Genomic DNA, 20,508 nt, shown 5'->3' with positions numbered 1-20,508 from the left:
CGGCGGAGGGGGCGCGGCGGCGGCCTTGCGGGCGGCGACCTCGGCGAAGCGGTCCTGGCCCGTCTCCTCGATCGCGGCGTCGACGCCCATCGCGGCGTACCAGTCCAGCAGCGCGTGGGCGTCGTCGGGGGAAAGGGGCGGTCGGGGATCCATCGCCGCCCAGTCTAGCGCCGCGGCGCCGGCCTGTCGCGCGGCTCATGCGGGCGGAAACGTCTCCGCAAGCTCCGCGACCAGCGCATCCACGGCCCGGTCGGCCGCGGCGCGGGAGCGGGCGAAGCGCTCGTCGCCGAACTCCTGATACTCGATCGCGACCGTGCGGATCGTCTCCGGCGCCACGCCGAGATAGGGCGCGACGGTGGCGAGATGGGGATCGAGATGGTTGCGCCCCGCGCTCGCCTCGCCGGGCGCGAAGCCGAACTCGCCCCGCGCGCTCAGCGTCACCAGCCGCTTCCCGGCGAAGAGCGGCTCGATCGGCCGGTCGCCGCGCGCGAGATCGAAGGTGAACGTGCGCCCGATGCGCACCACCTGGTCGATCCAGGCCTTGAGCGCGGCCGGCGCGCCGTAATTGTACATGGGCGCGGCGATGACGATGAGGTCCGCCGCCGCAAGCTCGTCGATCGCGGCGTCCGAGTAGCGCAGCGCCGCGCGGGCGGCGGCGTCGCGCCCGGCCTCGGGCGTGAAGGCGGCGGCGATCCAGTCCTCGGACATCAGCGGCGGCGGCGCCTCGGCGAGATCGCGGTGGATCACCCGGTCCAGGGGCCGTCGGGCGCGCCAGCCCTCCGTGAAGCGGGCGGACAGCGTCCGCGTGAGCGACCGCGACCGGCGGCCGGAGGCGTCGATGCGCAGCAGGGTGGCCATGATCCCCTCCCCTCAGGCCGAAAGCTTCAGGCCGGCGACGCCGCCGACGATGGCGACGGCCGACACCACCTTCGCGACAGTCAGCGCCTCGCCCAGCAGCGCGACGCCGAGCGTCACGGTTCCGAGCGTGCCGACCGCGGTCCAGATCGGATAGGCGACGCTGACCGGCAGCGTCTTCAGCGCAAGCGTGAGGAAGCCGATGCCGCCCACCACCGCCACGACGGTGACGAGGGTCGGCCCGAGCCGGGAGAAGCCCTCGGCGTATTTCATGCTGAGCGCGAACACGACCTCGAACACGGCCGCGACGGCGAGAAACACCCAGGCCATTGGCGGCCACCTCCTGTCCGGGTTGAGCACAGCTCAACCGATGTTCGACGCGCTTCGGGGCGCTCCCTCCGCCATCCCCTGACCCGAGCGCCCGCGACGTCCGCATGTCGTCTTGGCGCGGGACATCTTCAGAACGCGGGTTTCTCTCGGACGGGACGGGGATGTGGGAGCGGCCTCCGAACGTCTTCGGATCCAGACTTAAGGCGTCGGAAGCGACCGCGACAAACGACGAATTTTCAGGCTATGACTGAGTTTCATTCATCCATCCGGAGCGCGCCATGCGCCGTCTGCCGCCGCTCGCCTCGCTCCGCGCCTTCGAAGCCGCCGCGCGCCGGCTGAGCTTCAAGGACGCCGCGACGGAGCTTGGCGTGACGCCGACCGCCGTCAGCCACCAGATCCGCCAGCTGGAGGAGAGCCTCGGCGCGGCGCTGTTCGAGCGCGCTCCGCGCAAGGTCGCGCTCACGCCACGGGGCGCGGCGCTGGCCGGCCCGCTGCGCCGGGCGTTCGACGCCATGGACGCGGCGGTGGCGGAGGCGCGGCGAACCCCGGCCCGCCGTGTGGCGACGCTGTCGGCGACGGTCGCCTTCACGGCCAAGCTGCTGGTGCCCAAGGCCGCGCGGTTCCGGGAGATGAACCCGGACTGGGACCTTCGCCTCCACGCCGCCGACACGGTGGTCGATCTGGCCGCAGGCGAGGCGGACGCCGCGATCCGCTACGGCGCCGGCCCCCGCCCCGGTCTGACCGGCGCGCCGCTGATGACGGACCTGTTCGCGCCGCTCGCGAGCCCGCGCCTGAACCTCAGCGTCCCGGCGGATCTTGCGCGGGTGACGCTGATCCATTTCGACTGGCAAAGCGGCGTCGAGGGCTCCACGCCGTCCTGGCGCCGCTGGGGCGAGGCGGCGGGGGTCGCGGGCGTGGACTGGGAATCGGGCGTCGCCTTCAACGACGAGGCGAGCGCCATCCAGGCCGCGGTGGCGGGTCAGGGCGCGGCGCTTCTCAGCCGCACGCTGGTGGCGAGCGAACTGGCGTCCGGCCTGCTGGTCCAGCCCTTCGGCCCGGAGCTGCGCGGCTTCGCCTATGAGTTCGTCTGTCCCGAGGGCGCCGAGGATCGCCCCGCGGTCGCGGCGCTCAGGCGCTGGATCGAGGCGGAGGTGGCGCCCGGCGCCTGACGGGCCGATCCGGCCCGCGACGGCTGTGGACAACGCCGGACGGCGCCACGGCAGCGCGCGCGTGGGCGTTTACGGTTGAAACCATCGGGCGAGCTGACGGGGAAACGCCATGCGCCGCATCATGATCATGCTCAGTCTCGCGCTGTCCTGCGCCGGGGCGCCCGCGCGGGCGGAGACCATCGCGCTCGGGTCGCTCGGCGTGCGGGTGGAGAAGCCGGACGACTGGCACGTGATCAGCCTGGAGGCCTACCGGGCCAATCTGGCGCGCCTCGCCCCAGGCAAGCTGAAGGACATGGCGAAACAGTCCAGCAGTCCGCTGATCGCGTTCTTCAAGTACACGGAGCCGCATCCGGACATCAATCCGTCCTTCAAGATCCTGATGCGCAGCGTCTCGCTGCCCGACCACGTCACGGCGCTCGACATCGCGACCACGGTCGTCGCGCAGATGCAGGTGGTGTTGCCGGGCGCAACGTTCGAACAGCCGCTGGAATGGAGCACGATCGGCGGCCGCCGCGCCGCTCATTTCCGGATGGCCTACCCGCTGGAGGTCGGCGCCGCCACCTTCCCCATCGTCTCCGAAATGTGGCTGGTCCGGCGCGGACCGGAGGTTTTCATGATCGGCGTCACGCGCCGGGCGGACGAAACCGAGGCGGTCAAAGCCGAGTTCGCGCGCGTGGTCGACAGCGTGCGGATCGACGACGGCGGTTGACCGCGCCGCTTTCCGCATGATCGAAAAGGCGGCGTTCGTTCGATCATATGAGCGCCGGCCGCGCCGGCGCGGCTTACGTCTTTGCGCAGGTGGACCCCCTCGGTGACATCGGATGATTCCCCCGCCCGCCGGCCGATCGCCAGCCGATCCGCCGGCTGGGCGATCCGGCTCTCGAAGGCGCTCGCGGCGTCTTCCGTCACGCCGAACCAGATCTCCGTCGCCTCCGTGGCGGTCTCGGCGCTCGGCGCCGCGCTGCTGGCGCTGTGGGCGCATCCCGTGGCGTGGCTGCTGGCGGCGCTCTGCGTCCAGCTTCGGCTGGTCTGCAATCTGCTCGACGGCATGGTGGCGATCGAGGGCGGCAAGAAGTCTCCCGTCGGCGCGCTCTACAACGAGTTCCCGGACCGGATCGCCGACACGCTGTTCCTCGCCGCCGCGGGCGCCGCGGCGCTCGCGCCCGAACTCGGCTGGGCCGCGGCGCTGGCGGCGGCCCTGACCGCTTACGTGCGGGTGTTCGGCGGCTCGGTCGGGCTGCCCCAGGACTTTTCCGGCGTCATGGCCAAGCAGCGCCGCATGGCCGCGCTGACGCTCGCGCTGGTGGCCCAGTCGGTGGAATGGGCCTTCGCCGACACCCGCTGGTCGCTCGGGATCGCGCTGGCGCTGATCCTCGCCGGATCGCTCGTCACCTGCGTCACCCGCACGCTCCGCATCGCGAAAGGGCTCGCGTCATGATCGCCGGCGTCGCCCGCCAGATCCTCGTCATCCTCGTGCGCGTGCTGGTCGGCGCGCGCGGCGAATGGGTGGGCTGCGCGCCGGAGCCGCGCACGCGGATCTATTTCGCCAACCACACCAGCCATTTCGACACGCTCGCCGTGCTCTCCGCCCTGCCCCGGGGCCTGCGCCGGCGCACCCGGCCGGTGGCGGCGCGGGACTACTGGGGCGGCTCGGCGCTGAAGCGCTTCATCGCCGAAGACGCGCTGCGCGCCGTGCTGATCGACCGCGACGGCAAGGCCGAGGGCGATCCGCTCGCTCCCGTCGAGGCGGCGCTCGCCCAGGGCGACAGCGTGCTGATCTTCCCCGAGGGCACCCGCGGCGCGGGCGAGGCGGTGGCGCCGTTCCGCGGCGGCCTGCACCGGCTGGCCGAGCGCTTCCCGGACGCGGAGCTGATCCCCGTCCATCTGGAGAATCTGGCCCGCGTCATGCCCAAAGGCTCGTTCCTGATCGTGCCCGTCACCTGCACCGCGCGCTTCGGCGCGCCGCTGCGCCAGACGCCCGGCGAGACCCGCGCAGAGTTCCTGGAGCGGGCGCGCGCCGCCGTCGCCGATCTCGATCCCCGCCGCGGGGAGCGCGCGGCATGAGCGCCTTCGGCTGGGTCATCGCGGGCGCGCTCGCCATCCTCACCGTCGCCACCATCGTCGGCGCGGAGCTCGAACGCCGGGCGCGCACGCCCGAGGGCCACGCCACCATCGCCAACCTCAACGCCCGCACCCGCTCCTGGTGGGTGATGGCGCTGATCTTCGGCGGGGCGCTGGCGCGCGGCTCCACCACAACGATCCTGCTGTTCGCCGGCCTGTCCTTCATGGCGCTGCGGGAGTTCTGGACGCTCGCGCCCTCGCGCCCCGGCGACCACCGTGCGCTGTTCCTGTCGTTCTTCGTGGCGCTGCCGATCCACTACTGGCTGCTGCTGGACGGCTGGTACGGCCTGTTCGCGGTGTTCATCCCGGTCTACGCCTTCCTGATCCTGCCCGCGATCTCGACGCTCGCCGGCGACGTGACGGACTTCCTGTCCCGCACCGCGCGGGTGCAGTGGGGCCTGATGCTCACCGTCTACATGCTGAGCCACGCGCCCGCGCTGCTGATGCTCGACACCGGCTCCGACCCCGCCATGCTGGTGCTCTATCTGGTGGTGGTGGCGCAGATCTCGGACGTCGCCCAATACGTGTTCGGCAAGCTGTTCGGCCGCACCCGGTTCTCGCCCAACGTCAGCCCGTCCAAGACCGTGGAAGGGCTGATCGGCGGCTGGGCCTTCGCGGTCGCGATCGGCGTGGCGCTGGCGCCGCTCACGCCCTTCACCCTGCTACAGGCCGCGGGCATGAGCCTCGCCATCGTGGTGGCCGGCTTCTTCGGCGGCTTCGTGCTCTCCGCCGTGAAGCGCGATCTCGGCGCCAAGGACTGGGGCTACGTCATCCAGGGCCACGGCGGCGTGCTGGACCGGGTGGACAGCGTGATCTTCGCGGCCCCGATCTTCTTCCACCTCACCCGCTACTGGTTCACGCCCTGACGGCGCGCCGCTCCGCCTGTTTTTTGGGCGCGCCGTTTTAATCATCTTATAATCATCGGCCGATCAGTGTGCGACTGCGAGAAGGCGCGGATCGGGGCGGGTGAAATGACGGAGCAGACGGGCGACCGTTCGCTGGGGCGGATCGTGGGCGAGGCGGCGGACACGCTGAAGGACGCCGCCTGGGCGAACATCGCGGCCATTCGCGGCGTCACCGGGCGCATGCGCCTGCTGGCGCTGAACGCGATGATCGAGGCGGCCCACGCCGGCGACAAGGGCGCGGGCTTCTCCGTGGTGGCGCAGGAGGTGAAGGAGGTCGCGGCCGGGATCGAGCGTCTGGCGGCGGGGCTCGGCGACGACGTGGGCGCCCGCGCGGACGAGCTGCGCCAGGCGGTGGCCGCGCTGTCGGCGGAGGCCCAGGCCGAGCGCTACATCGACCTCGCCCTCAACGCCGTCGAGATCATCGACCGCAACCTCTACGAGCGCACCTGCGACGTGCGCTGGTGGGCGACCGACAGCGCCATGGTGGACTGCGCGCAGACGCCCACGACTGAGAGCGCCGCCCACGCCTCCCGGCGGCTCGGCGTGATCCTGTCGTCCTACACGGTCTACATCGACCTCTGGCTCTGCGACCTGTCCGGCCGGGTGATCGCCAACGGCCGGCCCGACCGCTTCCCCGGCGTGATTGGGCAGGACGTGTCGTCCGAGCGCTGGTTCGCGGCCGGGCGCGCCCTCGCCTCGGGCGAGGAGTTCGTGGCCGCCGACATCCAGCGCGCCTCCGCGCTCAACGGCGCGCAGGTCGCGACCTATGCGGCGCAGGTGCGCGAGAACGGCGACGCCCATGGCCGCCCGCTCGGCCTGCTCGCCATCCATTTCGACTGGGAGCCCCAGGCCCGCGCCGTGGTGCAGGGCGTGCGGCTGGCGCCGGCGGAGGCCGCCCGCAGCCGGGTGCTGCTGCTGGATGCGCGCGGCCGCGTCATCGCCGCCTCCGACGGGCGGGGTGCCCTGCAGGAGACATTCCCCCTCGACGCCGGGGCCGGCCCCTCGGGGGCCTATCAGGCGGGGAACGGCCGGCTCGTGGCCTATCACCTCACCCCCGGCTACGAGACCTATCGCGGCCTCGGCTGGTACGGCGTGATCGAGCACCAGCCGGACCGGGGCGCCGCGGCGCAGCGAACGGCGGCCTGAAGGCGGCCCGATCCGCCTTATTCGCAGGTCGGATAAACGAAATGCTCGTCTTCGACGATCCTCCCAATGGCGTCCGGCGCTCTAAAATGCGAACGGTTCCAACGTGCTTTGCAGCGCAGCAGGATTTGTCGAGGGAGTTTCGCCGGCCATGACCGACATCACCGCTTCGGAGGCGCCCGAGCGCGAAGGCATGGACTACGACGTGGTGGTCGTGGGCGGCGGCCCTGCGGGCCTCAGCGTCGCGATCCGCCTGAAGCAGCTCGATCCCGACCTCTCCGTGGTGCTGCTGGAAAAGGGCTCCGAGGTCGGCGCCCACATCCTGTCCGGCGCGGTGATCGACCCGATCGGCCTCGACGCCCTGCTGCCCGACTGGCGCGAGGACGAGACCGCCTTCGCCCGCACCGAAGTCACCGACGACCATTTCCTCTACCTCACCGAAACCCGCGGCCTGTCGCTGCCCACCTTCGGCATGCCGAAGATCCTGTCGAACCACGGCAATGTCATCGCCTCGCTCGGCGACGTCGGGCGCTGGCTCGGCGCGCGGGCCGAGGCGCTCGGGGTCGAGATCTATCCCGGGTTCGCCGCCAACGAGATCCTGTTCGACGCGAACGGCGCCGTCGTGGGCGTCGCCACCGGCGACATGGGCGTGGGCAAGGACGGCGAGCCTGGCCCCAACTACACCCGCGGCATGGAGCTGCGCGGCAAATACGTGATCTTCGCGGAAGGCGCCCGCGGCCAGCTCTCCAAACAGCTGATCGAGCGCTTCAACCTGTCCGAGGGGCGCGATCCGCAGAAGTTCGGCATCGGCCTGAAGGAGCTGTGGCAGGTCGCCCCCGAGAAGCACCGGCCGGGTCTGGTGCGGCACTCGTTCGGCTGGCCGCTCGACGACGCCACCGGCGGCGGCTCGTTCCTCTACCATTTCGGCGACAATCTGGTGGCCGTCGGCTTCGTGGTGCACCTCAACTACCAGAACCCGTGGCTGTCCCCGTTCGACGAGTTCCAGCGCTACAAGACCCACCCCGCCATCCGCGACACGTTCGAAGGCGCCAAGCGCCTCAGCTACGGCGCCCGCGCCATCACCGAGGGCGGCTGGCAGTCGGTGCCGAAGCTCGCCTTCCCCGGCGGCGCGCTGGTGGGCTGCGCGGCGGGCTTCGTCAACGTGCCGCGCATCAAGGGCAGCCACAACGCGGTGCTGTCCGGCAAGCTCTGCGCCGAGCACGTGGTGGAGGCGCTGAAAGCCGGCCGGGCGCAGGACGAGCTGACCGCCTACGACGCCGCCTGGCGCGACAGCGAGATCGGCCGCGACCTGAAGCCGGTGCGCAACGTCAAGCCGCTGTGGTCGAAGTTCGGCACCCGCGTCGGCGTGGTGCTGGGCGGCCTCGCCATGTGGGCGGAGCAGTTCGGGATCCCGCTGTTCGGCACCCTCTCCCACGGCAAGCCCGACTACGCCGCCACCAAGCCGGGCAAGGACTTCGAAAAGATCGCCTATCCGAAGCCCGACGGCGTGCTGACCTTCGACAAGCTGTCCTCGGTGTTCCTGTCGAACACCAACCACGAAGAGGACCAGCCGCCGCACCTGAAGGTGAAGGACCTTGGCCTGCAGAAGACGTCCGAGCACGACGTCTACGCTGGCCTGTCGCAGCGCTACTGCCCGGCCGGCGTCTACGAATGGGTCGAGGACGGCGCCTCAGGCCCCCGCTACCAGATCAACGCCCAGAACTGCGTCCACTGCAAAACCTGCGACATCAAGGACCCGAATCAGAACATCACCTGGGTCGCGCCCGAGGGCGGCGGCGGGCCGAATTATTCGGGGATGTGAGGGGGCGAAGGAACGCGGTTCTCAGGAGCGCTTGAAACGCCCGGGTCAGATCGGAGCCAAGCGCGTTCTCGTCATTCGCTCGCGAGCAGCGACCGCTCCATCGTCATGCCCGAGCTTGGCTCGGGCATCCACGACTTGGACGTCGAGCGCCAACGTAGAGAGGAAAGTCGTGGATGCCCGCGAAGGCGGGCATGACGCAGAGGGCGAGCGTTATCCCCTCAGGTTGTCGACTACTCCAGCGTCATGCCCGAGCCTGTCTCGGGCATCCACGACTTCGACATCGAGCACCAACGGATAAAAGGGAAGTCGTGGATGCCCGGCATGCGCCGGGCATGACGGAGAGCGCGGCCCACCGGCCTATTGCGAAATCTCGCCCCACAGATCGCGCCAGTCGCGATTGCTGTCGTGGATCAGCCGGACCTTTCGCGCCCGCGACCAGTGCTTGATCGCCTTTTCCCGCGTGATGGCGGACGTGACCTCCTCGTGCGCCTCGAACCAGACCAGCGTCGTCAGTCCGTAGCGTTTGGTGAAGCCATCGAACGCCCCCGTCCGATGCTGCGCGACGCGGCGGACGAGATCGCTCGTGACGCCGCAGTACAGCACGCCATTGGGATGGTTCGACATGAGATACACGAAGGACGACTTCATCCTGAAATCGTCGTCCTGAAACGACGCTGACGCAACGTGTCGTTGGCGCAATGACCTGCCCGCGCGAACAGTCGTGGATGCCCGAGACACGCTCGGGCATGACGGCGAGGGCCAATGTCATTGGCGCGCGGCGGGACACCACTCCATCGTCCTGCCCGAGCGTGTCTCGGGCGTCCACGACTTGGACTCTTGGGCCTTTGGCTCGCAAAAAATGTGGCGTCCGCCTTCGCCGCCGCTCATGGCGGAATGAGAGAACAGACCGCACACCCAAACCTAACCGGCCACACGTAGCGATCGACACACCTACACCGCCAGTGTCCGTCGAATAACTTCAGTCTTTCTCTTTTGATGCGGCGTCTTCACAATAAAAACGGGCCGTCGCACGCAGTCGCTCCGCATGATCGTAGATATCATCCAGCGTCTCGATACGAACCCTCTCCTCCTTTTCGCCATCGAAAAGGCTGATGTATTTTACGGATCTATTAAAATGAAGACGCGTCAGCGGCTTCCTGTTGTTGTTATCAACGAGTATCGCGCAGTAACTTTTCTGATCACGGATGTGCACGCGCGCTACTTTTATGACGTCACGTACGATCGCACGGGCGATATGATATCCCTCGATTTCCTCCGGGGTCGTCACGACCTCGTCCTCGTCGGGAACGGTCACGCTGGCCGGCACATCGATCACTTCCGTCTCAGCCAACGCGGACGACAATCGACTGTGGACGGAATCGCGCACGACCTCGCGAAATGCGGTCTTCACAAGCGGCGTCAGCAAATCTTTGACAGACGCTGTGAAGCGCCCTTCATAAAGACCGACCGTGACCTGCCGCACGAAGTCTTCAGTCGGATCGTCCATTAACGACACAAGCTGCGACTTGATCGCGGAGGTGTACTTCAACCGCGCCGCCGTTGCCAAAATGGCGGGCACATCGAACTCGTCGCGAGCGAATTTCTTGACCTCGGCAAGCATCGCGGCCGACGTGTCCGACAAATCGAACTTCAAGAACGGCAATGGATCCAGCTTGTTGGGCTCATCCAGATCCGTATGGAACTGAAAATGTCTGCCGTTCGTCAACAGAGCGAAACGCGCGGATGTGACGGAAAAATACCTGTAAAGCTGAGCGAGGTGCACCTTATCCAATTGCGTGGATATCGGCTTGCATTCCACCAGAATACGAATTTTATCGTCGACTTTGACGGCGTAATCGACCTTTTCGCCCTTCTTACCTACGGCGTCCGCTGTGAATTCGGGTATCACCTCGGAAGGGTTGAATATATCATAGCCCAGCGCGCTGAAGAACGGCAGCACGACGGCGGTCTTCACCGCTTCTTCCGTTCCCATGGCGCTTGAGTGCGACTTGATCCGTTCTGCGAGAATGCGAAGCTTTTCTTCGATCATACGCCACCCCTAAACGCACAGAGAACGTGCCTTTTCTAATAGAATATCTCCTGCCACAGTTTCGTCAATTTTTAATCGCGACGCTGAGGCGGCTTGAGTTGCGAACGACATGGCTCATGCGGGTGAAGACATTCCCGTCCGGCTCCGTCCGCATCCTGACCGAGACGGCATCCGGTTGTCCGCGCGGGCCTGTCGACGCCGCAAATCGTGGATGCCCGAGGCAAGCTCGGGCATGACGATGGAGTGGTCGCAAACCGCGAGCCAATGACGTCGGCCCTCGCCGTCATGCCCGAGCGTGTCTCGGGCATCCACGACTTCCGCGGTCCACGCGCCCTCCACGGGTCACGCCAAGTGAGCGAACAAGCCCCATCTTAATAGGATAAAAATCCTTGACATCCACCCGCGCCTCCCGCACCCTGTCCTCGCCTTTCCCCCGGATGGGAGGCGTGTCCGGACCGGCCGTCCATGTGGGGAGGGGGCGGCGCTCAGGCGGGGGATGACCGGATGTCCTCCCCCTGGGACGTCGGTCTTCGGGGCCCGCCGCGCGCGAGCGCATCCTCGATCGAGGGCGCAAGGGCGCGGACGCGTCATGAGGCCCGCCCGCGAACGACCGAAGCGGGCGCTCCCGTTCTGGAGCGGACACGCGGGATCGCGGGGAGCGCACAGGGGCCCGGCTCCAAAGGCCGGGTTCGCCAGGCGCCCCGCGCGACGGCCGCCTTCACCCTCCACGTGGGCAAGCCCACGCCGGAGGGGGATGAGGCCGTCCGGTCCCGAGCGGTCCTGCGCTGTTCGCAGCCGATGCGAAACCGCCGCGCGCGGAACGCCGGGCGACCGGCATTCTGACTACCAGACATGGGTCGTCCGGCGTTCCGCGCCCGTCCCGTTTGCGTTTTCCGCCAACCCGCGCCCGCTCCGCCGACGGTCGCGGGACCGCGGACCTGCGCCGCGTACCGGCGCGTTCTCCCTGGCGCGAGGCTCGGGGAGCCCTATGCTCCTTCATCCGATCCCGAACCGTCGGCTGGTCCGCGACAGTCGTCCCCCGTTAAAAGCCCATCGAGGCTTGAGCGAGGTGGACAAATCCGATTTCTCTACGAAGAGTGGATCCAATCCACGTCAAGACTGGAGAAGCGTGTGCGCCGTTTGCTGGTGCTGGGCGACAGCCATGTTCAATATTTCAATCACGCCGCACGGCTCGGCCTGTTCGCGCCTTATGAATTTGAGTCAAAGCGCGTCACAGGGTCAACAGCGTCAGGATTGACCAACGCCAAATCCTTCACGGCCGCCCGGCCGGCGTTTCTTGGGTTTCTGTCCGACAAGCCGAAAAATGCGACCATTGTCCTTCACCTGGGAGAGGTGGACTGCGGCATTCTGGTCTGGGTGCGGGCTGGAAAGAACGGAACGGCCGTCGAAGACGAAATCGCGCGATCGATCGCCTCCTACATGACCTTCGTCGACGAACTGCTGAACGATGGCTGGTCGGACATCATTGTCACCTCTGCGACCCTGCCGACGATCAACGACACGGATCACGCCGGAGAGGTGGCGTCGGTCCGCCGTCGCGCGGTCACCGCGACCTTTGTGGAGCGGACCTGGGTCACGCACTTTTTCAACGCGCGTCTTGAAGCTGAAACCCGCGCGCGCGGGCTGACCTTCGTCGATGCGTCGCCGGCGTTCCTCGACAGCGACACGGGCGTCGTGAACACCATCTTCCGGAACCAGAATCCGGCCGACCACCATATGGACAACCTGCAGGCGGGTCCGGTGTGGGCGGCCCTCATCGACGCGGCGCTCGGAGACGACGAAGATGTGGAACCGCGGCGCGTTCTTGTCGCGAGACAGCCAACCGCGATCAAGACGGGCTTCAAACACTCGAAGCGCCTTCCGGCGAACCTCGTGCGCCACGTGCCGGCGAACGCCCGGATCGAGGCGCGCATCTGCGCCCGACGCGGCGCCAATCTCGCTCTCGCCGGCGTGCGTTCGGACGACATCGCGCTGCATCCCTGGCATCGCATCGTCTGCGCCGATCATTGGGAGGACATTGGAGAGGTTGCTCCGGCGATCCGCTCTCCAGCCGATCCAGCGCCCCCTCATCCTGCCAGATGGATCGGGAAAGATGCCTGGATTGGACTGTTCAACGCGGTCATCGACCGAGGCCGCGCTCTCGTTCCGGGATATGCGCGCCGGCGCGGCAAGGGCGCACCCTTGAGCGACCCCCCAAGAACGCACGGCGAATGAGGCCAAGCGCCTGTCGGCCAGCCTGATCGTCCGCCGCGCCTCCTTGGCGCAAGGCGCGGCGCGGCCCATGTGAGGAACTCCCTGCCGCTCGCTCCGGAGCCCCATGGACGCCGCGCCGCCCGACCCCGCTCCGCCGCCCGATCCGCCCCCCTCCCCGCCCTGGCGGCCCGTCGCGGGGCGGCTGCTGCTCACGGCGCTTGCGGGTCTCGCCGTGGTGGCGGGCGTGGTCGCGGCGCTGATCGCGGCCGAGCCCGAGAGGCGCCTCGCCTTCGACCTGAACGCCACGCCCGACGCCTTCACCGGGCTGCGCCTGCGGTTGCTGACGCTTTCGCCCGGCGTCTGCGCGGAGACGCTGCGGCTCTCGGGCCTGTCGCCTGCGCCCGCCGCGCCGCGGCCCCTGTCCGAGGGCTGCGGCTACGACGACGGGGTGACGCTGCGCGGGCTGGCGCTGGCGCCCGCGCCGGTGATGCGCTGCCCGATGGCGGCGAGCTACGCGCTGTTCGAGCGCCACGTGCTGCAGCCGGCGGCGGAGCGGCGGTTCGGGGCGCGGGCGGTCGCGGTGGGGCATTTCGGAACCTACGCCTGCCGCAACGTCTATCACCGCGCCGCGGGCCGGCGCTCCCAGCACGCCACCGCCAACGCGCTCGACATCGCCTCGGTGCGGCTCTCCACGGGCCGGGTGATCACGGTCGCGGGCCAGTGGGACGACGGGGGCGCGGCCGGTCTGTTCCTGCGCGACCTGCGCGCCGGCGCCTGCGGTCTGTTCGGGACCGTGCTGTCGCCGGATTACAACGCCGCCCACGCCGATCACTTCCATATGGACCGCGGCATGGCCCGCATCTGCCGCTAGGGGGCGCGCGGCTTGACCGGGGCGCCCATCCGGGCGACACGACGGCGGGCCGAAACAGGGGGACACTGTCGCGCCATGACCGCCGCCGAACGCCGTCTCGCGCTGGCGCGCGAGCTCGCCGACGCCGTCGCGCCGCTGCTCGGGCCGCATCTGGCGCTCAAGCTGTGGGACGGCGCGACCTCCCCGCGCGAGGTGGGCCCGGACCGGCTCGTGGTGCGCTTCGCCGACGAGGGCACGCTCGCCGCGCTCGCCAAATCGCCCAAGCTCGACACGCTGGTGCGGCTGCACGCGCTCGGCCGCGTCGATCTGGAGAACGGCGACCTGTTCGATCTGGCGGAGCGGCGGCCGTCGCTGCGCGGGCGCGATCTGCTGCGGGCGGCGGGTCCGCTGCGCCTCGCCCGCACGGCCGCGGCCTTCCTCAAGGTGCCGGTCGGCGAAACCCGGCTGCCATGGGAAGGCCAGCCCGGCGCGGCGCCCGGCCGCTCCGGCGACCCGGACGACAACCAGAAGAACATCGCCCATCACTACGACGTTTCGAACGCCTTCTACCGGCTGTTCCTGGACGAGCAGCTGATCTACTCCTGCGCCTACTTTCAGGACTGGGACGAGGATCTGGACGCCGCCCAGCGCGCCAAGATCGACCTCGTCTGCCGCAAGCTGAGGCTTCAGCCGGGCGAGCGCTTCCTCGACGTGGGCTGCGGCTGGGGCGCGCTGATCTGCCATGCGGCGGAGGCCTACGGCGTCACCGCCCATGGCGTGACGCTGTCGCGGGAGCAGCTCGCCGGCGCGCAGGCGCTGATTCAGGCGCGCGGGCTGCAGAGCCGCGTCACCGTGGCGCTCGCGGACTGGACCACCGTCGGCGGCGAATTCGACAAGATCGCCTCCGTCGGCATGTTCGAGCATGTGGGTCTGAAGAACGCCGACGCCTATTACAAGGGAATCCGCCGGCTGCTGAAGCCGGGCGGGCTCTACCTGCACCACGCCATCACCCGCCGGGCCAAGCGCGGCGACGAGCGCAAGCTCCGGCCCGAGGCCAAGGCCATCCTGCGCCACATCTTCCCCGGCGCGGAGCTCGATCACATCGGCGCCACGCTGTCGGGGCTGGAGCGGGCCGGCTTCGAGCCGCAGGACGTGGAGGCGCTGCGGCGCCATTACGCCCGCACCACCGCGCTCTGGTGCCGGCGGCTGCAAGCGAACCGGGAGGCCGCGATCGCGGAAGCCGGCGAGGTGCGCACCCGGATGTGGATCGCCTATCTGGCGGGCGTGTCGCTGGCCTTCGCCCGCGGCTCCATCGGCGTGTGCCAGACGCTGGCCTCGTCGCGGGCGAAGAGCGGCGCGGTGGACCTGCCCTCGACGCGCGCCGACATCTACCGCGCCTGATCCGCCGTCACGGGATCACGACCACCTTGGCCCCCACGCGCACCCGCTCGTAGAGGTCGATGATGTCCTCGTTGCGCATGCGGATGCAGCCGTAGGACGCATAGGTGCCGATGGATTTCGGCCGGTTCGTGCCGTGGATGGCGTACTGGTCGCGGTCGAGCAGCAGAGCGCGCGGGCCCATGGGGTTCTTCGGCGAGCCGCCGGGGATCACGTCCGGCAGGTTGGGCTTGTCGCGCCGCACCTCCTCCGGCGGCGACCAGGCCGGCTGGACGTATTTGCCCTTGATCCAGGCCGCGCCGAGCCACTGCTTGCCCGGCTTGCCCACGGCGACCCGATAGCGCAAGGCGCGGCCGTCGCCGCCCACCAGATAAAGCGCCCGCTCGGCGTTGCGCACCACAATGGTGCCGGCGCGGTATTGGTCGCCGGCGAAGGGCACGATCTCCCGCGCCGCGGCCGGCGTGGCCCCGAGGGCGACAAGCGAGAGCGCCAAGCTCGCGAGCGCCAGACCCGCAAGCGCGCGCGCGCCGCCCCCGACCGCCGAAACGCCCCGCGCCACGACCGACCCGCCCATGTTCGCCAAAACCCTGATCCGACCGCCCCGGCGTCGCGCCGGCTCGAAAAGCATATGGCCCGAAACCGGTTAGCGCCCGGTTTCCACAGCGCGCCCCGGCTGCGCCGCTCAGGCTTAAAAGACTATATTCCTTTTATATGCGATCTCATGCTAGGGTCACGGGACCATGATCCTTGCTGCGCGCTCTTTTTCCCTCTTTGCCCGCCTGCGCGACATCGCGCTGGGAGCCGCGCTCGGCGTGGCGGGCGCGCTCGCCGTCAGCGGCTCCATGCCTGCCCCGCGCGGCGCGACCCTGCCGACCACGCCCGCGGCGGGGCCGGTCTTCACCGCGCGGGCGCTGACCGTGATCGACGGCGACACGTTCGAGGCGCGGGTCGCGGCCTTTCCGGGGCAGGAGATCGTCACGCGCGTGCGGATAAGCGGGGTGGACACGCCCGAGCGTCGCGGACGCTGCGCCGGCGAAACCCGCGCCGCCCGCGCGGCGACCAAGGCGCTGGAGCGCCTGCTGCGCGACCGGCGCCTGACGCTGACGGATCTGCGGGGCGACAAGTACTTCGGCCGGGTGGTGGCGCGCGTGGCCGCCGACGGCGTCGGCGACGTCAGCCGCCGCCTCATCGCCGACGGCCATGGCCGTCCCTATGATGGCGGCCGGCGGGAGGGCTGGTGTTGACGCACGCGATTCAAGCTCCCGTCATGCCCGCCGTATGGCGGGCATGACGGCGAACCGGGTGTTCCCGGCCGGCGCTGAAGACGAGTCGCCGTCAGGCCACCGCTTCCCTGCGGCGGTTCTGGCGATGGTCGATCAGGTCTTCGACCACGTTGGGATCGGCGAGCGTCGAGGTGTCGCCCAGCGCGCCGAACTCGTCCTCGGCGATCTTGCGCAGGATGCGGCGCATGATCTTGCCCGAGCGGGTCTTGGGCAGGCCCGGCGCGAACTGGATCAGGTCCGGCGCCGCGATCGGGCCGATGTCCTTGCGCACCCAGGCCACCAGCTCCTTGCGCAGCGAGTCGTCGCCCTCCACGCCGGCGTTCAGGGTGACATAGGCGTAGATGCCCTGCCCCTTCACGTCGTGCGGATAGCCCACCACCGCGGCCTCGGCCACCTTCTCATGCGCCACCAGCGAGCTTTCCACTTCCGCGGTGCCCATGCGGTGGCCCGACACGTTGATGACGTCGTCCACGCGGCCGGTGATCCAGTAATAGCCGTCCGCGTCGCGGCGGCAGCCGTCGCCGGTGAAGTACTTGTTGGGATAGGTCGAGAAGTAGGTCTCCTCGAACCGCTTGTGGTCGCCGTAGACGGTGCGCATCTGGCCCGGCCACGAGTCCGCGATCACCAGATTGCCCTCGGCGGCGCCCTCCAGCACCTTGCCCTCGGCGTCCACCAGCTCGGGCTTCACGCCGAAGAACGGCTTGGTGGCGGAGCCCGGCTTCAGGTCCGTCGCGCCCGGAAGCGGCGTGATCAGGATGCCGCCGGTCTCGGTCTGCCACCAGGTGTCGACGATCGGGCAGCGGCTGTCGCCGACCACGCGGAAGTACCATTCCCAGGCTTCCGGATTGATCGGCTCGCCGACCGAGCCCAGCAGCCGCAGCGACGACCGGGAGGTCCTCTTCACCGGCTCCTCGCCGCCGGCCATCAGCGCGCGGATCGCGGTCGGGGCGGTGTAGAAGATGGTGACGTTGTGCTTGTCCACCACGTCCCAGAAGCGGGAGTTGGTGGGATAGTTCGGCACGCCCTCGAACATCAGCGTGGTGGCGCCGTTCGCGAGCGGGCCATAGACGATGTAGGAGTGGCCCGTCACCCAACCCACGTCCGCGGTGCACCAGTAGATGTCGCCGTCGTGGTAGTCGAAGATCAGCTGATGGGTGAAGGAGGCGTAGACCAGATAGCCGCCGGTCGTGTGCAGCACGCCCTTCGGCTTGCCGGTGGAGCCGGAGGTGTAGAGGATGAACAGCGGATCCTCGGCGTTCATCTCCTCCGGCGGGCAATCGGGCGAGGCGTTCGCCACCGCGTCCTCGTAGACGAGGTCGCGGCCCTCGGTCCAGGCCACGTCCGCGCCGGTGCGGGTGACGACGAACACCGTCTCCACGCCGCCGACCTTGGCGATGGCGGCGTCGGTGTTGGCCTTCAGCGGCACCTTGCGGCCGCCGCGCAGACCCTCGTCCGCGGTGATGACCACCTTCGACTCGCAGCCCTCGATGCGGCCCGCGAGGCTGTCCGGGGAGAAGCCGCCGAACACGATGGAGTGGACCGCGCCGATGCGGGCGCAGGCGAGCATGGCGTAGGCCGCCTCGGGGATCATGGGCAGGTAGATCGTGACCCGGTCGCCCTTCTTGACCCCGCGCTCCTTCAGCGCGTTGGCGAGGCGGGAGACCTGATCGTGCAGCTCCCGGTAGGTGATCGCCTTGGAATCCTTGGGATCATCGCCCTCCCACAGGATCGCCACCTGATCGCCGCGGGTGGCGAGATGCCGGTCCACGCAGTTGGCAGAGACGTTCAGCGAGCCGTCCTCGTACCATTTGATCGAGACGTTTCCGGGCGCGTAGGAGACGTTCTTCACCGTGGTGAAGGGCTTGATCCAGTCCACGCGCTTGGCCACGTCGCCCCAGTAGCCGTCCGGGTCGGTGATCGAGCGGGCGTAATCGGCGTCGTACTTGGCGGCGTCCACAAAGGCGCGCTCCGCCCATTCGGGCGTCACGGGGTGCAGTTTCTCGGACATGACGCGTCGCTCCCAGCATTTTGGCCCGACGTTGCGCGGGTCGGGCTTCTCTCGTTTTCGAGCATAGAGCGCGCATGCGAGCGCCCTCAAGCGTCCAGCGTCGTACTTTAGCGCGAACCGGCCTCACGCGTGCTAAAGTCGAATGCGACAGTAGGAGCGACGGCCATGACGCGCATCGTGCGCTTTGAAGAGATCGACGGCGATCTGGTGCTGCGGATCCCCGCCGACATCGCCGCGCGTCGGGGCTTCTCCGCCGGGGACGAGGTGGCGCTGAGCGACACGGACCAGAGCCTCAGGCTGGAGCCCGTTTCGGACGACGCGCAGCTGGCGTTGGGGCGAAGGGTGGCGGAACGCCATCGGGAGGCTCTGGCGCGGCTCGCAAAATGAAGCGCCGTGAGCCCCTGTGGCTGAAGCCCGCGGTTCTGGAGATTCTTCACGGCGAACAGATCGCGACCCATGGCGGATTGCCGGGGCTGCGCGACCGGGGCGCGTTCGACGCTGCGCTGAGCCGGCCCTTCAACAAATGGCTTTATGGAGAGGACGATCTTTTCGCGCTGGCGGCGGCTTATGGATTTGGGCTGGCCCGCAATCACCCCTTCTCCGATGGCAACAAGCGCGCTTCGGCGATCGCGTGCTTTCTGTTCCTGGAGCTGAACGGCGTCGTCATTCCGGAGGATACGGATGCGGTGGAAACCACATTCCTCGCCCTTGCCGCAGGCGCCTTGTCCGAGGACGAATTGGCTGCATGGCTGAAAGCTAGGCCGGCGCGAGGCGGAAGACGGTGACGCGCTTCACCTCGGCGTCCTCAAGCTCCCGCGTCACCGGCACGGCGTAGTCGGCGAGCGCCAGAAGGCGCGGACGCGGCAGGTAGCTGCGGCCGGGATCGCCCACCAGCACGGGCACGCCGCGGGCGAGGAAGCCGTCGAGCCAGCCGAGCAGGCGCTCCGCCAGATCACGCTCGTAGAACAGGTCGCCCACGGTGACGAGATCGACCTCGGGCCGCGGCCCGCCGATCAGGTCGTCGCCGCAGGTCTCCACCGCGACGCCGTTCGCCTCCGCGTTGAGGCCGATGGCGGCGAGCGCGAAACGGTCGATGTCGGCGGCGAGCGCGTGGGCGGCGCCCGCCTTCATGGCGGCGATGGCGACCAGCCCTGAGCCCGCGCCCATGTCGAGCACCCGGCGGCCGGCGACGAGCGCGGGTTCGTCCAGCAGATGCCGCGCGAGCCCCTGACCACCGGCCCAGGCGAAGGCCCAGAACGGCGGCGGCAGGCCGATCGCCTCCAGCTCCTCCTCGGTCCTGGTCCAGAGCGGAACGGCCTCGTCCGCCACGTGGAGCGCGATCTCCGGCGCGTGCGGCACCGGCCGGAGCCGGGTGTTGGCGCGGACGAAGGCGACCGGGTCGCGGACCGGGGGCGGCGTCAGGGCTTCAGCCCGCCCATGCGCCGCACCTCGGCCCACTCGTCGGCCGTCACCGGCTGCACCGAGAGCCGCATGGAGGTGACGAGCGCCATCATCGCGAGTTTCGGGTTGGCTTTGACGGCGGCGAGCGTCACCGGCTGCGGCACGTCCTCCACGGCGCGGATGTCGACGCATTCCCAGCGGGCGTCGTCGCCGGCGGTGGAATCGGGATGGGCGGTCTTCGCCACCTCCACGATCCCGACGATCTCCTTGCCCTCGTTGGAATGGTAGAAGAAGCCGAGATCGCCCTCCGCCATGGCGCGCATGTTGTTGCGGGCGAGGTAGTTGCGCACGCCGGTCCATTCGGTCCCGTCGCGGCCGGCGGCCTTCTGCTGGTCCCAGGACCAGGCGTCAGGCTCGGATTTGAACAGCCAGTAGGCCATGGCGCTTTCGTCTCCCCCGTCGGCCCGTCACACGTTCGCGCGTCACACTTCGGCCCGTAGCGGCCGGGCCAGCAGATCCTCGATCGCGGAGGCCACGCTGGCGCGGCCGGCGATCACCTCGGCCACCGCGCGGGAGATCGGCATCTCCACGCCGTTCGCCTGCGCCAGCGCCACCAGCGCCTCGGCCGTCGCGGCGCCCTCCGCGAGCTTGTCCGGCGGCGGCTCGCCCCGGCCGAGCGCGAGCCCGAGCGCGAAGTTGCGCGACTTGGACGAGGTTGCGGTCAGCACCAGATCGCCGAGCCCCGACAGGCCGGACAGCGTCTCGGACTTCGCGCCGAGCGCCACGCCGAGCCGGGTCAGCTCCGCGAAGCCGCGGGCGATGAGGGCGGCGACCGCGCTCGCGCCGAGCCCCCTCCCCTCGACCGCGCCGGCGGCGATGGCGAGCACGTTCTTGGCGGCGCCGCCAAGCGCCACGCCCGTCAGATCCGTGGTGTGATAGGGCCGGAAGCTGCGGGTCGC

Annotated in this window: 22 protein-coding genes; 13 read left to right on the top strand and 9 right to left on the bottom strand. The window is 69.3% G+C overall.

The genetic code is table 11. From position 1 onward, the window contains the following. Positions 1-195: 195 nt before the first annotated feature. Together ACFQ4O_RS07130 and ACFQ4O_RS07125 are read right to left on the bottom strand one after the other, a co-directional pair. Positions 196-858, bottom strand: a complete 663-nt coding sequence (locus tag ACFQ4O_RS07130) for an FMN-dependent NADH-azoreductase (RefSeq protein ID WP_378774997.1) — start codon at positions 856-858, stop codon at positions 196-198. A 12-nt stretch (positions 859-870) separates the two neighbouring features. Then, a complete protein-coding gene (locus ACFQ4O_RS07125) occupies positions 871-1,185 on the bottom strand; it encodes a DMT family transporter (protein WP_378774996.1) in 315 nt (104 codons plus the stop codon). A 278-nt stretch (positions 1,186-1,463) separates the two neighbouring features. Between ACFQ4O_RS07125 and ACFQ4O_RS07120 the strand changes: the two genes are divergently transcribed. The 7 genes from ACFQ4O_RS07120 (at position 1,464) to ACFQ4O_RS07090 (ending at position 8,345) form a co-directional block, all read left to right on the top strand. Next, the gene (locus tag ACFQ4O_RS07120) at positions 1,464-2,354 is read left to right on the top strand and encodes a LysR substrate-binding domain-containing protein (RefSeq protein ID WP_378774995.1); all 891 of its coding nucleotides are present in this window, start codon (positions 1,464-1,466) and stop codon (positions 2,352-2,354) included. 109 nt (positions 2,355-2,463) lie between these two features. After that, positions 2,464-3,063: a hypothetical protein gene (locus ACFQ4O_RS07115; protein ID WP_378774994.1), complete on the top strand. Its 600-nt coding sequence runs from the start codon at positions 2,464-2,466 to the stop codon at positions 3,061-3,063. Positions 3,064-3,165: 102 nt separating this feature from the next. After that, positions 3,166-3,792, top strand: coding sequence for a CDP-alcohol phosphatidyltransferase family protein (locus ACFQ4O_RS07110; RefSeq protein ID WP_378774992.1), 627 nt, complete (start codon positions 3,166-3,168; stop codon positions 3,790-3,792). Next, positions 3,789-4,418 carry a lysophospholipid acyltransferase family protein gene (locus ACFQ4O_RS07105; protein ID WP_378774991.1) on the top strand — a complete coding sequence of 210 codons (630 nt, stop codon included), beginning with the start codon at positions 3,789-3,791 and terminating at the stop codon, positions 4,416-4,418. The genes ACFQ4O_RS07110 and ACFQ4O_RS07105 overlap by 4 nt, the downstream gene beginning before the upstream one ends. Beyond that, positions 4,415-5,341, top strand: coding sequence for a phosphatidate cytidylyltransferase (locus tag ACFQ4O_RS07100; protein WP_378774990.1), 927 nt, complete (start codon positions 4,415-4,417; stop codon positions 5,339-5,341). Before ACFQ4O_RS07105 ends, ACFQ4O_RS07100 begins: the two co-directional genes overlap by 4 nt. 105 nt (positions 5,342-5,446) lie before the next feature. Then, positions 5,447-6,526 (top strand): cache domain-containing protein, encoded by a 1,080-nt coding sequence (locus ACFQ4O_RS07095; RefSeq protein ID WP_378774989.1) that lies wholly within the window; start codon positions 5,447-5,449, stop codon positions 6,524-6,526. Positions 6,527-6,674: 148 nt separating this feature from the next. After that, positions 6,675-8,345: an electron transfer flavoprotein-ubiquinone oxidoreductase gene (locus ACFQ4O_RS07090; protein WP_378774987.1), complete on the top strand. Its 1,671-nt coding sequence runs from the start codon at positions 6,675-6,677 to the stop codon at positions 8,343-8,345. 357 nt (positions 8,346-8,702) lie between these two features. On the opposite strand, the gene ACFQ4O_RS07085 is transcribed toward ACFQ4O_RS07090, so the two are convergent. Both ACFQ4O_RS07085 and ACFQ4O_RS07080 read right to left on the bottom strand, forming a co-directional pair. Beyond that, positions 8,703-8,993, bottom strand: coding sequence for a GIY-YIG nuclease family protein (locus ACFQ4O_RS07085; protein WP_378774986.1), 291 nt, complete (start codon positions 8,991-8,993; stop codon positions 8,703-8,705). 331 nt (positions 8,994-9,324) lie between these two features. Continuing rightward, the gene (locus ACFQ4O_RS07080; RefSeq protein WP_378774985.1) at positions 9,325-10,395 is read right to left on the bottom strand and encodes a type I restriction endonuclease; all 1,071 of its coding nucleotides are present in this window, start codon (positions 10,393-10,395) and stop codon (positions 9,325-9,327) included. 1,131 nt (positions 10,396-11,526) lie between these two features. Here ACFQ4O_RS07080 and ACFQ4O_RS07075 point away from each other — a divergent pair. The 3 genes from ACFQ4O_RS07075 (at position 11,527) to ACFQ4O_RS07065 (ending at position 14,860) form a co-directional block, all read left to right on the top strand. After that, positions 11,527-12,630 carry a hypothetical protein gene (locus tag ACFQ4O_RS07075; RefSeq protein ID WP_378774984.1) on the top strand — a complete coding sequence of 368 codons (1,104 nt, stop codon included), beginning with the start codon at positions 11,527-11,529 and terminating at the stop codon, positions 12,628-12,630. A 103-nt stretch (positions 12,631-12,733) separates the two neighbouring features. Next, complete coding sequence (locus tag ACFQ4O_RS07070) at positions 12,734-13,480, top strand: extensin family protein (RefSeq protein ID WP_378774983.1); 747 nt, start codon at positions 12,734-12,736, stop codon at positions 13,478-13,480. 75 nt (positions 13,481-13,555) lie between these two features. Then, positions 13,556-14,860: a class I SAM-dependent methyltransferase gene (locus ACFQ4O_RS07065; RefSeq protein WP_378774982.1), complete on the top strand. Its 1,305-nt coding sequence runs from the start codon at positions 13,556-13,558 to the stop codon at positions 14,858-14,860. Between the two features lie 7 nt (positions 14,861-14,867). Here ACFQ4O_RS07065 and ACFQ4O_RS07060 read toward each other — a convergent pair whose 3' ends face one another. Continuing rightward, entirely contained in the window at positions 14,868-15,431 is a 564-nt protein-coding gene (locus tag ACFQ4O_RS07060; protein ID WP_378774981.1) for a L,D-transpeptidase, read from the bottom strand. Between the two features lie 166 nt (positions 15,432-15,597). On the opposite strand from ACFQ4O_RS07060, the gene ACFQ4O_RS07055 reads away from it, so the two are divergent. Then, positions 15,598-16,101 (top strand): thermonuclease family protein, encoded by a 504-nt coding sequence (locus ACFQ4O_RS07055; RefSeq protein WP_378774980.1) that lies wholly within the window; start codon positions 15,598-15,600, stop codon positions 16,099-16,101. A gap of 91 nt (positions 16,102-16,192) precedes the next feature. Here ACFQ4O_RS07055 and acs read toward each other — a convergent pair whose 3' ends face one another. Continuing rightward, complete coding sequence (gene acs / locus ACFQ4O_RS07050; protein ID WP_378774979.1) at positions 16,193-18,148, bottom strand: acetate--CoA ligase; 1,956 nt, start codon at positions 18,146-18,148, stop codon at positions 16,193-16,195. Positions 18,149-18,313: 165 nt separating this feature from the next. Here acs and ACFQ4O_RS07045 point away from each other — a divergent pair, with 165 nt between their 5' ends. Both ACFQ4O_RS07045 and ACFQ4O_RS07040 read left to right on the top strand, forming a co-directional pair. Further along, positions 18,314-18,535: a hypothetical protein gene (locus tag ACFQ4O_RS07045; protein ID WP_378774977.1), complete on the top strand. Its 222-nt coding sequence runs from the start codon at positions 18,314-18,316 to the stop codon at positions 18,533-18,535. Then, the gene (locus ACFQ4O_RS07040) at positions 18,532-18,933 is read left to right on the top strand and encodes a type II toxin-antitoxin system death-on-curing family toxin (RefSeq protein ID WP_378774976.1); all 402 of its coding nucleotides are present in this window, start codon (positions 18,532-18,534) and stop codon (positions 18,931-18,933) included. Before ACFQ4O_RS07045 ends, ACFQ4O_RS07040 begins: the two co-directional genes overlap by 4 nt. Here ACFQ4O_RS07040 and ACFQ4O_RS07035 read toward each other — a convergent pair. The 3 genes from ACFQ4O_RS07035 to ACFQ4O_RS07025 form a co-directional block, all read right to left on the bottom strand. Continuing rightward, a complete protein-coding gene (locus tag ACFQ4O_RS07035; RefSeq protein ID WP_378774975.1) occupies positions 18,905-19,606 on the bottom strand; it encodes a class I SAM-dependent methyltransferase in 702 nt (233 codons plus the stop codon). The two genes, ACFQ4O_RS07040 and ACFQ4O_RS07035, sit on opposite strands and share 29 nt — an antisense overlap. After that, positions 19,567-19,989 (bottom strand): EVE domain-containing protein, encoded by a 423-nt coding sequence (locus ACFQ4O_RS07030; protein WP_378774974.1) that lies wholly within the window; start codon positions 19,987-19,989, stop codon positions 19,567-19,569. The genes ACFQ4O_RS07035 and ACFQ4O_RS07030 overlap by 40 nt, the downstream gene beginning before the upstream one ends. Before the next feature lie 42 nt (positions 19,990-20,031). After that, positions 20,032-20,508 (bottom strand): NAD(P)H-dependent glycerol-3-phosphate dehydrogenase (locus ACFQ4O_RS07025; protein ID WP_378774973.1); only part of this gene is annotated, 477 nt, incomplete at its 5' end.

The sequence above is a fragment of the Methylopila musalis genome (genome assembly GCF_042679725.1).
GTDB classification, from domain to species: Bacteria; Pseudomonadota; Alphaproteobacteria; order Rhizobiales; family Methylopilaceae; genus Methylopila; species Methylopila musalis.
Note: the sequence above shows the minus strand (reverse complement) of the source record. Positions and strands in the feature narration are given on the sequence as shown.